General features: G+C 63.0%; 13 protein-coding genes. 7 read left to right on the top strand and 6 right to left on the bottom strand.

From position 1 onward, the window contains the following. The first annotated feature begins 104 nt into the window (after nt 1–104). Nucleotides 105–743, top strand: a complete 639-nt coding sequence (locus tag AB4Z53_RS16880; RefSeq protein WP_113536866.1) for an outer membrane protein — start codon at nt 105–107, stop codon at nt 741–743. A gap of 77 nt (nt 744–820) precedes the next feature. Here the strand turns inward: AB4Z53_RS16880 and AB4Z53_RS16875 are convergent, their stop codons facing one another. The 4 genes from AB4Z53_RS16875 to AB4Z53_RS16860 all read right to left on the bottom strand — a co-directional run bounded on the left by AB4Z53_RS16875 (nt 821) and on the right by AB4Z53_RS16860 (nt 3,564). After that, nucleotides 821–1,411: a glutathione S-transferase gene (locus tag AB4Z53_RS16875; RefSeq protein WP_441596691.1), complete on the bottom strand. Its 591-nt coding sequence runs from the start codon at nt 1,409–1,411 to the stop codon at nt 821–823. A gap of 69 nt (nt 1,412–1,480) precedes the next feature. Then, entirely contained in the window at nt 1,481–2,179 is a 699-nt protein-coding gene (locus tag AB4Z53_RS16870; protein WP_441596690.1) for a ribonuclease T2 family protein, read from the bottom strand. A gap of 20 nt (nt 2,180–2,199) precedes the next feature. After that, nucleotides 2,200–2,643 carry a hypothetical protein gene (locus AB4Z53_RS16865; RefSeq protein ID WP_441596689.1) on the bottom strand — a complete coding sequence of 148 codons (444 nt, stop codon included), beginning with the start codon at nt 2,641–2,643 and terminating at the stop codon, nt 2,200–2,202. A 51-nt stretch (nt 2,644–2,694) separates the two neighbouring features. Then, a complete protein-coding gene (locus tag AB4Z53_RS16860; RefSeq protein WP_113536870.1) occupies nt 2,695–3,564 on the bottom strand; it encodes a 23S rRNA (adenine(2030)-N(6))-methyltransferase RlmJ in 870 nt (289 codons plus the stop codon). Between the two features lie 69 nt (nt 3,565–3,633). On the opposite strand from AB4Z53_RS16860, the gene AB4Z53_RS16855 reads away from it, so the two are divergent. From AB4Z53_RS16855 to AB4Z53_RS16835, 5 genes are all read left to right on the top strand, one after another. Further along, on the top strand, nt 3,634–5,769 hold the full coding sequence (locus AB4Z53_RS16855; RefSeq protein WP_441596688.1) for a molybdopterin-containing oxidoreductase family protein: 2,136 nt from the start codon (nt 3,634–3,636) through the stop codon (nt 5,767–5,769). 29 nt (nt 5,770–5,798) lie between these two features. Next, entirely contained in the window at nt 5,799–6,692 is an 894-nt protein-coding gene (locus AB4Z53_RS16850; protein ID WP_441596687.1) for a cation diffusion facilitator family transporter, read from the top strand. A gap of 59 nt (nt 6,693–6,751) precedes the next feature. Next, on the top strand, nt 6,752–7,348 hold the full coding sequence (locus AB4Z53_RS16845) for an NUDIX domain-containing protein (RefSeq protein ID WP_441596686.1): 597 nt from the start codon (nt 6,752–6,754) through the stop codon (nt 7,346–7,348). 103 nt (nt 7,349–7,451) lie between these two features. Next, nucleotides 7,452–10,061 carry a bifunctional lysylphosphatidylglycerol flippase/synthetase MprF gene (mprF, locus tag AB4Z53_RS16840; RefSeq protein WP_441596685.1) on the top strand — a complete coding sequence of 870 codons (2,610 nt, stop codon included), beginning with the start codon at nt 7,452–7,454 and terminating at the stop codon, nt 10,059–10,061. Then, nucleotides 10,058–11,443, top strand: a complete 1,386-nt coding sequence (locus tag AB4Z53_RS16835; protein WP_441596684.1) for a virulence factor family protein — start codon at nt 10,058–10,060, stop codon at nt 11,441–11,443. The genes mprF and AB4Z53_RS16835 overlap by 4 nt, the downstream gene beginning before the upstream one ends. Nucleotides 11,444–11,456: 13 nt before the next feature. On the opposite strand, the gene purN is transcribed toward AB4Z53_RS16835, so the two are convergent. Further along, a complete protein-coding gene (gene purN / locus AB4Z53_RS16830) occupies nt 11,457–12,125 on the bottom strand; it encodes a phosphoribosylglycinamide formyltransferase (protein ID WP_441596683.1) in 669 nt (222 codons plus the stop codon). Next, nucleotides 12,122–13,192, bottom strand: coding sequence for a phosphoribosylformylglycinamidine cyclo-ligase (purM, locus tag AB4Z53_RS16825; protein WP_441596682.1), 1,071 nt, complete (start codon nt 13,190–13,192; stop codon nt 12,122–12,124). Before purM ends, purN begins: the two co-directional genes overlap by 4 nt. Before the next feature lie 369 nt (nt 13,193–13,561). Between purM and AB4Z53_RS16820 the strand changes: the two genes are divergently transcribed. After that, the gene (locus tag AB4Z53_RS16820; protein ID WP_223726905.1) at nt 13,562–14,683 is read left to right on the top strand and encodes an AI-2E family transporter; all 1,122 of its coding nucleotides are present in this window, start codon (nt 13,562–13,564) and stop codon (nt 14,681–14,683) included. Nucleotides 14,684–14,699: the final 16 nt, after the last annotated feature.

Below are 14,699 nucleotides of genomic sequence, written 5' to 3'. Positions count from 1 at the left end.
GCTGGCCAATTTCAGCTCAACCGGGCGGGTTAATTGAAAGTTGTCCGATGTTTCACTGTGGGACCCCAAGCCCACGACGCATCGGTACGAAAAGGAGAATATTTATGCGTACGCTCACCACCACCCTCATGGCTTCCGCCATGACCCTCATCGCCTTCCAGGCCGCCCAGGCTGCAGATGCGATCGACGAAGTTCCGGCAGCTCCGCAGGCCGAATACACCGAGCCGGCAGTGAAGAACTGGTCGGGCGCCTATGTCGGTGGTACCGCCGATTGGCACCATGGTCAGCATGACGCGACCGGCAGCAACACGGCAGCTGGTTTCGGCGGCGGTCTCTACGGCGGCTACAACGTGCAGAGCGGCCAGCTGGTATACGGCGGTGAAGCCGATATCGGTTACTCCGGCCAGGATTCGACCAAGGGCAACCTGCGCATGAAGCAGGGCGTCAACGGCTCGCTGCGCGCTCGCGTCGGTGTCGATCTGAACCCGGTACTGCTGTACGGCACCGCCGGTCTCGCCGTCGGCCAGGCCAAGGGCAGCGTTGGTGGCGCTTCCGACACGAACACCATGGTCGGCTGGACCGCCGGTGCTGGCGCGGAAACCTTCGTCACCGACAACATCACCGCACGCGTCGAGTACCGCTACACGGACTACGGCTCGAAGGACTTCAAGATGGGCGGCACCAACGTGTCCTCCGGTTACGACGAGCACAGCGTTCGCGTCGGTATGGGCGTGAAGTTCTGATCGGCTTTTGCCGGATCAAAAAGAAGGCCGGGGTGACCCGGCCTTTTTTATGTCCTAACGTTTGTCAGGCTGATTTTTTAGGCCTTGAACTTGGAATAGTCGGGGAAGTGCTTTTCGAACTTCGCCGGCCAGTTCTTGAGCTTGGCACGGCCGCGCTGCCACTCGCCGCTGAAGCGCAACTCGATGTAACGCAGCATCGCCGCAAGGGCGAAATGCCCGGCATGAAGCTTGGCTCCGGTCTTCGGCAGATTGGCGTTCAGGTGGTCGAGACTGCGTTCCACCTTTTCCCATTGCCGGTCGATCCAGGGCTGATGCACCTTTTCCGGCGGGTGCGAGCGCTTCTCGTAGACGATCGCGAGTAGGCTGTCGCAGACGCCGTCGCACAAGGCTTCGAGGATCTCGACGTCGGTCCGCTTACCCGCGTTCTTGGGGTAGAGCTTGCCCTTGGTGTCCCGATCGATGAAATGCATGATCGCACGGCTGTCGTAGACCGAACGGCCATCGTCGAGGATGAGCGTCGGTATTTTGCCGAGCGGATTATTGGCGATCAGTTCCGGGGGATTGGCACCGGTGTCGGTCAGCACGCTGTCCGCCGAAAACCCGGCATAATGCGCGGCCATCCGAACCTTGTTCGAATAGGGCGAAGCGGGCGAGTACAGTATCTTCATCGAACGTCTTTCTTTCCAGGAATTGCGGTTTTCAAGGCGAGCATCGTTTGCGTTCCGATCCCCCGCCAGCTACGGCGCCGGGGGCAGGGACACATTGTCTTTCCGGCAGGCCTGGCGATCGACAGCCGGGCAGGATCGGAAGTTCAGCGATTTGTCGAAGCAGATCCGGATTTCTTCGAGCCTGTTGCCTTCACAGGTAACGGCGACGGCATCCTTCGTCATGCCGGGATTTTTGGCGACGAGCGCGACTTCGATCGCGTTGACGGACAAATTGGTCTGCTGTCGGGGTGGTGAGAGTTCCGGCGGCAGCGCAAGCCGGTTCCACGCGGAGCGGGTGACGGCGAAATAGTCCTCCTGGCTGAGGCCCGAGCAGGTGCCGTGCTTGCGCCATTGATGGCCGATCAGACCCATGGACGGGATGAGATCCAGATACTGCTTGCCGAGCGACGACGGCACACGATCGGATTGCCGCGTCGGGCAGAAGTCCGGATATCCTTTTTCGTTCTGGGGCCAGAGGCCGTGCACGATCACGCCGCGATTGGATCCCGCCTCGCATTGGCTGGATTTCCCGTTGGGATCATTGTCGCCACACCAGGTCGGCGACCAGGACAGTGACAGCACGTAAAAATCGAAACCACTGCCGATCGGTACCGCGGCGGCTGTGTTCGCGCTGTCGCCTTTGGTTGCCGTCGGCGCTTTCTCGGTGTTCTGGTCACTGCAGCCGATCAAGTTTGCCGCAACGAAAAGCGCCGGCAAAAGCCGGCGCATAGTCCGGAGTGGCGCCATTTTTATTGAAGCGATGCGCAGTGCGCACCGTAAACGTACCAGGGATCAAGCCCGCCGACGCAGAACTCGATGCTGCGGCCGACACCGGCAAAGCCCCAGGGGCGTTCGATGACATAGTACAGCGAGCGCTGATACCCGTCCGTCATCACAGCGGTGGCGTGGCAATATTCGCGTTCGACCAGGTGCGTCTCGTCGCGGAGCTCCTGCCTGCTTTGTCCCGTGTTGCGGATCTCGGCGATCGACAGATTGGCGTGGAGATAGTTCGCATCCCGGTATTCGAAGCGGGACGTGATGAAGCCGAGCACCGACGCCTCGCTGCAAACACCGGTATCGTAGAAGGACTGGGCTGGGGCACCGCCGATGTAGTCGGCGGCCATAGCGCCCGGCGCTGCGGCGCCGGCGAGCGAAAGCGAAATGAGAAGCTTGGCGGCGAGCGTGCGAGTCATGGGCGTCTCCCTAAGTCGTCACTCAAGATTGCGGCGTGTGGCCGCCACCCGTCAAGCCCCTCCGGTTGCCTGTTCTTCGCCGCGCAGCCAGAAGCAGCGCGAAGAGGCGAAGCGATCCTGCGCCAGCCGGGTTTTCAGGAACGGCAACAGCAGGTCGAGTTCGCCCTTCAGCGTGAAAGGCGGGTTGACGATGATGAGGCCGGAGCCGGAAAGCCCGGTGGTCTCCCGGTCGCTCCGGACCGAAAGCTCGGCGCACAGCATCTTCGGAATATCGAGCGCCTTCAGCGTCTCGTGGAATGCCTTGATCGGCGCGCCCTGCTTCAATGGATACCACAGGCAGTAGACGCCGCCGGTAAATCGCCGGTAGGCGCGCGCGAGGCCCTCGGCGAGGCGGTCGTATTCGCCTTCCTTTTCAAAGGGCGGATCGACGAGGATCAGTCCGCGCTTTTCCTTCGGCGGCAGATGTGCGCCGAGCGCCAACCAGCCGTCGAGCTCGGTAACCCGGCTTTGGAAATCACCGTCGAAAAGCCGGTGCAGCGTTTCGTAGTCGTCCGGATGCAACTCCATCGCCGAAAGCCGGTCCTGCGGACGGAAGAGCATGCGGGCAAGCTTCGGCGAACCAGGATAGAGTGTCAGCTCGGGTCCGGGATTGAGCGTGCGGATCGACGCCAGATAGGGAGCGAGGACGGCAGCGATCTCGGCGGGCAGTTCACCCTCGAGAAGTCGGCCGATGCCGTCGCGCCATTCCCCGGTCTTCTGCGCTTCCTCGCTGGAGAGGTCATAGAGGCCGATGCCGGCATGGGTATCGAGCACCCGGAATGCCTTCTCCTTCTGCTGGAGATAGGTGACGAGCCGCGCCAGCACCGCGTGCTTCAGGACGTCGGCAAAATTGCCCGCATGGTAGATGTGCCGATAGTTCATGAGCGCCGCCGATGGCCCCGATCAATTGTTTCGATGGGTGGACGATTGGCTCTTTGAGCCCGTTTGTCGATGCCATATAGAAAAGCCATGAACGTTGCGACCCCCATCAAAGCAGAAAAATCGATCGGTCATTCGGTCTGTCCGCACGACTGTCCCTCCGCTTGCGCGCTGGAGGTGGACCTGACCGCCGAAGGGCGGATTGGCCGCGTGCGTGGCGCTTCCGCCAACACCTACACCGCCGGTGTGATCTGCGCCAAGGTGGCCCGTTACTCCGAGCGCATCTACCATCCGGGCCGGCTCATGGTGCCGCAGCGCCGCAAGGGCGCCAAGGGCGAGGGCAGCTGGCAGGAGGTGAGCTGGGAAGCGGCGCTCGACGAGATTGCCGATCAGTTCATCCGCGCCGAGCAGAGGCATGGCGCAGAAGCCGTCTGGCCCTACTTCTATGCCGGAACCATGGGCCAGGTGCAGCGCGACTCGATCGATCGGCTGCGTCACGCCAAGCGCTATTCCGGCTTCTTCGGCTCGATCTGCACCAACATGGCCTGGACGGGCTTGACCATGGCGACCGGCGCCTTGCGTGGTCCCGATCCGCGCGAGATGGCCAAGGCCGACTGTGTGGTCATCTGGGGCACGAACGCGGTCGCGACTCAGGTCAATGTGATGACCCATGCGGTGAAAGCCCGTAAGGATCGCGGCGCGAAGATCGTCGTCATCGACATCTACGACAATCCGACGGTCAAGCAGGCGGACATGGGGCTGGTGCTGAAGCCCGGCACCGATGCAGCACTTGCCTGCGCCGTCATGCACATCGCCTTCCGCGACGGCTATGCCGACCGGGCCTATATGGCGAAGTTCGCGGACGACCCGGCCGGGCTTGAGGCGCATCTCCAGTCGCGCGGGCCGGAATGGGCTTCCGCCATCACCGGGCTTTCGGTCGAGGAGATCGAGGCCTTTGCCAAACTCGTCGGCACAACGCCACGCACCTACTTCCGCCTCGGCTACGGCTTCACCCGCCAGCGCAACGGTGCCGTCGCCATCCATGCGGCGACCTCCGTGGCGACGGTGCTCGGCTCCTGGAAGCACGAAGGCGGCGGCGCCTTCCACTCCAACAACGATATCTTCAAGCTCGACAAGCGCGAGCTGGTCGGCTCGGCCTTCCACGATCCGGATGTGCGCATGCTCGACCAGTCGCAGATCGGCCGCGTACTGACCGGGGACGCCGAAGCATTGCGCCATCGCGGGCCGGTGACGGCGATGCTGATCCAGAACACCAATCCGGTGAACGTCGCCCCGGAACAGCGGCTGGTGAAACGCGGCTTCCTGCGCGACGATCTCTTCGTCGCCGTGCACGAGCAGTTCATGACCGATACGGCTGCGGTCGCCGATATCGTCCTGCCCGCCACCATGTTCCTCGAACATGACGACCTCTATCGCGGTGGCGGTCACCAGCATATCCTGATCGGACCCAAGGTGGTGGAGCCGCCCTCGACCGTGCGCACCAACCTCTTCGTCATCGAGGAACTGGCCAAGCGCCTGGGCGTTGCCGACCATGCCGGCTTCGGCCTGACCGAGCGCCAGCATATCGATCGGCTGCTTGCCAATTACGGCATTGGTTACGAGGAGATGAGACAAGAGAAGTGGCTGGACTGTCAGCCAGCCTTCGAAGACGCGCATTATCTCAACGGCTTCGGCCATCCCGACGGCAAGTTTCGCTTCAAGGCGGACTGGACGGGAACGCCCGCACCGAACCGGCCGCCGAAGTCCATGGGCATTCAGGGGCCGCACGCGGAACTGCCGGAGTTCCCTGACCACGTCGATCTGATCGAGGTGGCCGACGCCGAGCATCCGTTCCGTCTCGCGACCTCGCCGGCCCGCTCGTTCCTCAACTCGACCTTTGCCGAGACGCCGTCCTCCATCCAGAAGGAAGTGCGCCCGGAAGTGATGCTCCATGCGGACGATGCAGAGGCGCTTGGCATCGCCGATGGCGATGTCGTCCAGCTCGGCAACCGACGCGGCGAGATCCGCCTGCATGCAAAAATCGGCGGGGGAACGCGCCGCGGCATCGTGATCGCCGAGGGGCTGTGGCCGAACGGCGCCCATCTCGACGGGGAGGGGATCAACGTGCTTACCGGTGCCGATGCCGTGGCGCCCTATGGCGGTGCCGCTTTCCACGACAACAGGGTCTGGCTCAGGTTGGCGCGCTAAAAACAGGTTGTTCAACGACGGAACCCTCCATGAGCGGCGACCACCACCATGCAGATGTCAGCAGCACGCCCGTCTCCCGGCTTTGGGCTTCGCTTGGCCTGACCGGCGGCTTCATGCTGGCCGAAGTCGTGGGTGGGGTGCTGACCGGCAGTCTGGCGCTGATCTCCGACGCCATGCACATGTTGACCGACACGGCCGCCCTGGCGATCGCGCTCGTCGCCATCCATGTGGGCCGCCGCCCGTCCGACCTGTTGCGCACCTATGGCTATGCGCGTTTCGAAATCCTGGCCGCCGCCTTCAACGCGTTGCTCCTGCTCGCCGTTGCCTTCTACATTCTCTACGAAGCCTGGAAGCGCCTGTCGGAGCCGCAGGAAATCCAGTCGGGCGGCATGCTGGTGATCGCGATCATCGGCCTGCTCGTCAATCTCGCTTCGATGCGGCTGCTGACGAACCACAAGGACGAGAGCCTCAATGTCAAGGGCGCCTATCTTGAGGTCTGGTCCGATATGCTCGGGTCGCTGGCCGTCATAGTCGGCGCGGCGCTCATCTGGTTCACCGGCTGGCAATGGGTGGACTCCCTGCTTGCGGTCGGTATCGGCTTCATGGTCTTCCCGCGCACCTGGGTGCTCCTCAAGGAGTGCGTCAACATCCTGCTCGAAGGGGTGCCGCCGGGCATGCGGCTCGCCGATGTCCACGCGACCATCGCGGCCGTGCCCGGTGTCACCTCGGTGCACGACCTTCACCTCTGGGCAATCACCCAGAGCCAGCCGTCGCTGACCGCCCATGTGGTGCTCGCCGAGGGCGCCGATGGTGAAGCGGTGCGCCAGGCGATCGAGAGCCGTTTGCGCCAGGAGTTCGACCTGCACCACACGACCTTGCAGACGGAGCGCGAGGATCGCGCGGCAACGGAACATGTTCACTAGAACGCGCGGCGGTCTAAGGCCGGAGCGGCCGGATTGCTTCCGCCAATGAAGGATTTCGCATGAGCATACATCACGATCCGCGCGTCAGGATCATCGGCCGACGCACGCTCTGGGACGGGTTCATCCACCTCGAGGAGGTGACGCTCGAACAGGACATGTCGAACGGCGTGACCGCGACGCTGAAGCGCGAGGTTCACGATCATGGCAGTGCCGCGACCATCCTGCTCGTTGATGCCAGGCGGCAAAGCGTAGTGCTGGTGCGGCAGCTGCGCGTTCCCGTGCTTCTGCAGGGGCACCCTGCCTACATGATCGAAGCGGTGGCCGGGTTGCTGGACGACGACACCCCGGACGTCGCGATCGCCCGCGAGGCCCTGGAAGAGACCGGCTACCACGTCGAGGGCGCCACCCACCTTTTCGATGCCTATATGAGCCCGGGCGCGATCACCGAACGCACGAGCTTCTTCGTCGGCCATATCGACGTCACGGAAAAACGGGGGGATGGCGGCGGGCTCGCGCATGAGGGCGAGGATATCGAAGTTCTCGAAATACCGTTCGACCAGGCCTTCGCGATGATCGCCACCGGCGAGATCTGCGACGCCAAGACGATCATGCTGTTGCAATGGGCCAAGCTAAACCGCAACGAGCTCATCGGCTAACTTATTGTTTTATAAGAATATAATTTATTACGGATATTTCACTTTTTGATCCGTATCGGGTAAGCTAAAGCGCTGATGTTCTCATCATTTGACATGGGCGCCCATGACATCCTCCATCTCGGAAAGCGCAACCGACGACGAGCAGCAGGCGGAGGGAGGTTGGATCTCCTTCCTGCGCCGCAACCGTCGCTATTTTTCGGCCGCCGGTACGCTTTTTGTGATCGCTCTCTTCGGCTTTGCGATCTTTCATCTGACATCGGAAGTTCAGTACGACGAAGTCGTGCAGGCACTGGCGGACACGCCCTGGACGGCGGTTGCGGCAGCGATTTTCTTCACGGCATTGAGCTTCCTGGCGCTGACCTTCTATGACGTCAGCGCGCTCGACTACGTCCGGCGCAAACTGCCCTACGCCGATGTGGCGCTGACGGCCGCGTGCGCCTATGCCGTCGGCAACACCGCGGGCTTCGGTGCGCTGAGCGGTGGCGCGATCCGCTATCGGTCCTACTCCCGCCTCGGCATTGAGCCGGAAAACATCGCCCGGATCATCGCCTTCGTGACGCTCGCCTTCGGGCTTGGCCTTCTGACGGTGACCTGTCTCAGTCTGCTCGCGGTGGGCGAATATGTGGCGCCGATGACAGGGCTCGATCCCCTGTTCCTGCGCCTGATTGCAGTCATCATCCTCGGCGGGTTGTTCTCCGTGTTCTTCCTGGCGCGCGACGGCCGCGAGGTGAGCCTGGGACGCATGACCCTGCGGTTGCCCGATTCGCGCACGGTCTCGCGCCAGTTCCTGGTGACGGCGCTCGATCTGGCCGCTTCGGCGACCGTGCTCTACGTGCTCCTGCCGGCCGGAACCATCGGCTGGCCGGCTTTCCTTGCAGTCTACTCGCTGGCCGTCGGCGTCGGTGTCCTCAGCCACGTTCCGGCTGGTCTCGGGGTGTTCGAGACGATCATCATTGCGACGCTCGGCCACAACACCGATGTCGACACCATTCTCGGCGCGCTGGTGCTTTATCGCGTGATCTATCACGTGCTGCCGCTGGTGATCGCGATTGCCGTCGTCATCGGTATCGAGCTTCGCCAGCTTGCCGGCCATCCCGTCGCCTCCAGCGTCCGGCGTATTGGCGGGCGGATGACGCCGCTGCTGTTGGCGACGCTCGGCATCGTGCTGGCGATCATGCTCGTGCTGTCGAGCGTGACGCCCACCCCGGACGAAAATCTGGCATTTCTCGAAAGTCTTCTGCCCCTGCCGATCGTCGAGGGGGCGCATTTCCTCGCGAGCCTGCTCGGGCTGGCGCTCGTCGTCGTCTCGCGCGGACTTGCTCTGCGGCTCGATGGGGCCTGGTGGGCATCGATCGTGATTGCCATCGCCGCCCTGCTGCTGTCGCTGATCAAGGCGATCGCGGTGGTGGAGGCAGGCATGCTCGCCTTCTTCCTGCTGGGGCTGCTCGTCAGCCGGCGCCTGTTCGTTCGGCCGGCTTCGCTCTTCGGTCAGGCGCTCACCATACCGTGGCTCACGGCGCTCGGGGTCATCTGCCTAGGCGGACTGGTCGTCCTGCTCTTCGTTTACCGCGATGTCGAATACAGCCACGAACTCTGGTGGCAGTTCGAATTCTCGGCCGAGGCGCCGCGCGGGCTGCGGGCGCTCTTGGGCGTGACCATCGGCGCCAGCATGCTTGCCATCTGGAGCCTGATGCGGCCTGCTGCAGGGTCGGTCGAACCCGCCTCCAACGACGCGATGGAACGGGCTTTGGCGATCGTCGAGGCACAGAATATGTCCGACGCCAATCTGGTGCGCATGGGCGACAAGAGCATCCTGTTCTCGGCTGATCGAAGAGCCTTCATCATGTACGGCCAGCGGGCCCGTTCGTGGATCGCACTCTTTGATCCGGTCGGCCCGATCGACGCCTGGCCGGAATTGATCTGGCATTTCATCGAGAAGGCGCGTGCCGCCGGTTGCCGGGCGGTCTTCTACCAGGTCTCGCCCGAAGGGCTCGCCTATTACGCCGATGCGGGGCTACGCGCTTTCCGGCTCGGTGAACTGGCGCGCGTCGATCTCGCCCGCTTCGAGATGAAGGGCGGCAAATGGGCGAACTTGCGGCAACAGGTTAGCCGCGCTCAACGTGACGGTCTTGAGTTTCGCGTCGTGTCGCCGGCGGACGTTCCGGGGATCATGGCGGACCTGACGGAAGTTTCCGATGCCTGGCTTGCGCACCACAATGCCAAGGAAAAAGGTTTCTCGCTCGGCGCCTTCGATCCCGACTATCTGACCGAGCAGCCGGTTGCCATCCTGACCAGCGGCGGTCGCATCGTCGCCTTCGCCAACATTCTCGTGACAGCGACGAAGGAAGAGGGCACCGTCGATCTGATGCGCTTCTCCCCGGATGCGCCCAAAGGGGCGATGGACTTTCTTTTCGCCCAAGTTATGGAATACCTGAAGGCCGAAGGCTTTCGTGCCTTCAATCTCGGCATGGCGCCACTTTCAGGCATGTCGACGCGCCAGATTGCGCCGGTGTGGGACCGGGCCGGCCGTACCTTCTTCGAACACGGCGAGCGCTTCTACAACTTCAAGGGTTTGCGTGCCTTCAAATCGAAGTTTCATCCGCAGTGGCAACCGCGGTATCTTGTCGCCAGTGGCGGCATCAATCCGATCCTCGCCTTGATGGATGCGACATTCCTGATCGGCGGCGGTCTCAAAGGAGTGGTGAAGAAATGATCCGTGTCGCGAACGCCTGGAAATGTCTCACCTCGGCGGCGCTGCTGCTTTCGGCTTCCATTCTTCCCGCTCTCGCGGAAGACGCGCCGAAGAGCTACGATACCGGGATGATCCCGTCGCCGCGCATCATGCTCCCCAAGGAAAAGGCGGCCGCACTCGTCGTGCTGCTTTCGGATGCTGGTGGCTGGACGGACAAGGAGCAGGCCGTTGCCGATGCGCTCACAAGTGACAAGACCGTTGTGATCGGTGTCGATCTCAAGGCCTACCTCGCGTCGCTCGCCAAGGATGACGGCGACTGCATCTACATGGTCTCCGACATCGAGTCGCTCAGTCAGCAGGTACAGCGCGCCATCGGCAGCGATTCATACCAACTGCCCATCGTCGCCGGTGTCGGCGCCGGTGGCGCCATGGCGCTCGCGATTGCCGCCCAGACGCCACCGGCCACAATCGGCCAGACGCTGGCGGTGGACCCGGAAGAGGGGATAGCGCTCAAGAAGCAGCTCTGCACGCCGGCCGAGAAGGTGAAGAAAGGCGACCGCATGGTCTACGGCTTGACCGACGGCCCCCTGCCGGACCCGGTCTCCGTCGTCTTCTCGCCGGAAGCCTCCGCGGATGGCCGTTCGCATGTGGCCGCGCTCATCGCGAAACACCCGGATGTCGATCAGGAGGACAGCGACGATGACGCCTTCACGACCTTGTCCGGCCACCTCACTGACATCATCGACAGCGAGAGCGACGCCGGCAATCCGTTCGGCCTACCGCTGACCATTCTCGACGCCAAGCCGACGCGCGATACGATGGCGGTGATCTATTCGGGTGACGGCGGCTGGCGTGACATCGACAAGGAGGTCGGCGACGTCCTCCAGCAGCAGGGTGTTCCCGTCGTCGGTTTCGATTCACTGCATTATTTCTGGTCGGAGCGCGATCCCCAGGTGACGGCGGACGATCTCGCCAAGGTGATGAGCTACTACCGCAAGCACTGGAACGTCCGCAACGTTCTGCTGATCGGCTATTCCTTCGGTGCCGATGTCCTGCCTCGAACCTTCAACCTGCTGCCGCCGGGCGAAAAGGCGCATGTGCGCCAGGTGACGCTGATGGCGCTGTCGCACATGGTCGACTACAAGGTCTCGGTGCTCGGCTGGCTGGGCGCGGAAGGCGATGGCAAGGGCGGTGATCCGCTCGACGACATCAAGCGCATCGATCCGGCGCTTGTGCAGTGCATTTACGGAATGGACGAAGAGGATGATGCCTGCCCCGAATTGAAGGGCACAGGCGTCGACGTCATTGGGATCGACGGTGGTCACCATTTCGACGAGGACTATCCGGCGCTGACACGGCGCGTGCTTGATGCCCTCGATCGCCGGCTGGCGTCGGCGAAGTGACGATTTGATTTAGTCAGGCCGCCGGTGAGATCAGCGTGTCGCTCGCTTCGGCAGCGCTCTGGCTCACCGCGCGGCCGCCTTCCATGCGCACCTTGCCCTCGGCCATCAGCCGAAGCGCCATCGGATAGGTGCGGTGCTCGACGGTCAGTACCCGCGCCGCAAGGCTTTCCGATGTGTCGCCGGGTACAACTGGAACCACCGCCTGCGCCAGGATCGGGCCTTCGTCCATGCCTTCGGTGACGAAATGCACTGTGCAGCCGGCAACTTTCATACCGGCGTCGATGGCGCGCTGATGGGTGTGCAAGCCAGGGAAAAGCGGCAAAAGCGAGGGGTGGATATTGAGGATCCGTCCTTCATGGCGCTGGATGAACGTCGCGGAGAGCAGCCGCATGTAGCCGGCCAGGCAGATGATGTCGGGCGACAGGCGGTCGAGCTCGGCAAGGATTGCTGCCTCGTGGGCGTCCTTGCTGTCGAAATCCTTGCGCAGGAAGCTGCGTGTCGGAATGCTCAATGCCGCCGCCTTGGCGAGGCCGCCGGCATCCGCCTTGTCGGCGATGACCGCGACGATTTCGGCCGGGAAGCCCGGCTCGGCTGCCGCTTTGGCCAGCGCCAGCATGTTGGAGCCGCCGCCCGAAATGAAGACGACGACCCGCTTCTTGCCCGTCGAGACCTCAGTCGTCATAGAGCGAGGTTGCCCTTGTAGATCGTGCCGGCAGCACCTTCGTCGCGGGCCACCATACGGCCGAGGGTGAAGACGGTCTCACCTTCGCCGGTCAGCGCGGCGGAAACCTCTGCAGCCTTGTCGGCCGGAACGACGGCGATCATGCCGACGCCGCAATTGAAGGTGCGCAGCATTTCATTGGCGGCAACGCCTCCGGTCTGGGCGAGCCAGGAGAAGACCTTCGGCGCCTTGATCGCGTCGAGGTCGATCTCGGCAGCGAGATGCTTCGGCAGCACGCGCGGAATGTTTTCGGGGAAGCCGCCGCCGGTGATGTGGGCAAGCGCCTTGATCGAACCGGTTTCGCGGATCGCCTTCAGGAGCGGCTTCACATAGATGCGCGTCGGCGTCATCAGGAGATCGGCAAGCGTTCCTTCGCCGAACGGGGCAGGGGCATCCCAGGCAAGGCCCGAGAGCGCGACGATCTTGCGCACCAGCGAATAGCCGTTGGAGTGGACGCCCGACGAGGCGAGGCCGAGGATGACGTCGCCTTCGGAGATGTCGCCGGCCGGCAGCAACTGGCCGCGTTCGGCAGCGCCGACAGCAAAGCCCGCGAGGTCATAATCGCCGCCCGAATACATGCCCGGCATTTCGGCGGTCTCGCCGCCGATCAACGCACAGCCCGCCTCGCGGCAGCCGCTGGCAATGCCGGCGACGATGGCCGCACCCTGGTCCGGATCGAGCTTGCCGGTTGCGAAGTAGTCGAGGAAGAACAGCGGCTCGGCGCCCTGGACCACCAGGTCGTTGACGCACATGGCGACGAGGTCGATGCCGACGGTGTCATGCTTGTTGGCGTCGATCGCGATCTTGAGCTTGGTTCCGACGCCGTCATTGGCAGCAACCAGAACCGGGTCGGTGAAGCCTGCCGCCTTCAGGTCGAACAGGCCGCCGAAGCCGCCGATTTCGCCATCGGCGCCGGGGCGCCGCGTCGAGCGCACATGCGGCTTGATCTTCTCGACCATCAGGTTACCGGCGTCGATATCCACGCCCGCGTCGCTATAGGTGAGGCCGTTCTTTCCCGACTGGCTCATGCTCGTTCTCCAAGGCTCGTCGTGCGACAGGTATTTTGCGGATGCGATTGGCACGGCAGGCAAGGGAGTGCAAGCCGAGAGCAGGCATTGGCGGCGTTTTTTCAACATTTTGCCCATATCCCACGGTAGAAACGAACAGCATGGCTCCAAACCGCGCGGTGCCGCCCGGTTGGACTTGACCGGCGCCCGCGCCGCCCCCTATCTCCTCTAAAGGGTTGTGATACGCGTTCGGCGCGTGCAGCGCGCGAGAGCGAGATGAGGAAGAGTGTGCGGTTCCCCGCCCGCATCCCGCTTTCGCTGATGAGAAACGACCGCGTTTATGATTTTGGGTCGATCCGACCCCAGATGATCGTGGTCTAAGGGAGTGTCATGGATATCAAGGTCAGTGGTTCCGGATTGCAGCGCCAGGTCATCTTCTGGATGCTGGTGCTTGGCGCCTTCATTGCCTTCCTCATGGTCTTCAGCTCTATCCTGCTGCCGTTCCTTGCCGGCATGGCGCTTGCCTATTTCCTCGATCCGGTGGCCGACCGTCTCGAGCGCCTCGGCCTCAGTCGCCTGATGGCGACGGTCGTCATTCTGATCGGTTTCGTCGTCGTCTTCGTGCTGGCGCTGATGATCATCATTCCCGTGGTCGTCAGCCAGGCTTCGGACTTCATTGCGAACATCCCCGGCTATGCGTCCAAGTTGCAGGTGCTCGTCAATGAAGCACAGACGCGGCTCATTCCCGATTGGCTGGCGAGCCAGATGCCGTCGATCAAGCAGAGTTCAGGCAAGCTGTTGGAGCAGGGGGCGGCCTTCGTCGGCACGCTCTTCCAGCAGATCTGGAACTCCGGCGTGGCACTGCTCGACGTCATTTCGCTGCTCGTCGTGACCCCCGTCGTCGCCTTCTACATCCTGCTCGACTGGGACCGGATGGTGGAGAAGGTCGACAGTTGGGTGCCGCGCGACTACGTCTCGGATGTGCGCCAGATCGCCCGCGACATGAACGCGACGATCGCCGGTTTCGTGCGCGGTCAGGGCTCGCTCTGCGTCATTCTCGGCCTCTATTACGGTATCGGCCTGTCTTTGGTCGGCCTCAATTTCGGCCTGCTGATCGGCCTCTTCGCCGGCATGATCAGCTTCATCCCCTATGTCGGCTCGATGGTCGGCCTCGTGCTTGCCGTTGGCGTCGCCCTGGTGCAGTTCTGGCCGGACTATCTCTGGATCGGCCTTGTGCTTGCCGTCTTCTTCAGCGGCCAGTTCATGGAGGGCAACATCCTCCAGCCGAAGCTGGTGGGCAAGAGCGTCGGCCTGCATCCGGTCTGGCTGATGTTTGCCCTGCTCGCCTTCGGCGCGCTCTTCGGCTTCGTTGGCCTGCTGGTGGCGGTGCCGGCGGCAGCGGCCATCGGTGTGCTTGTCCGCTTCGGCATCCAGCGGTACCTTGATAGCGATCTCTATCACGGGCACGGCAAGGCAGTGGAAAAGAAGGCGAAGAGCGACAAGGCCGCCTGATTTCCGACGATTGTCC

The organism is Ensifer sp. 2TAB8, from assembly GCF_052115125.1.
In the GTDB taxonomy this organism is placed as follows: domain Bacteria; phylum Pseudomonadota; class Alphaproteobacteria; order Rhizobiales; family Rhizobiaceae; genus Ensifer.
The sequence above is the reverse complement of the archived record's forward strand: the minus strand, read 5'-3'. Positions and strand labels throughout refer to the sequence as shown.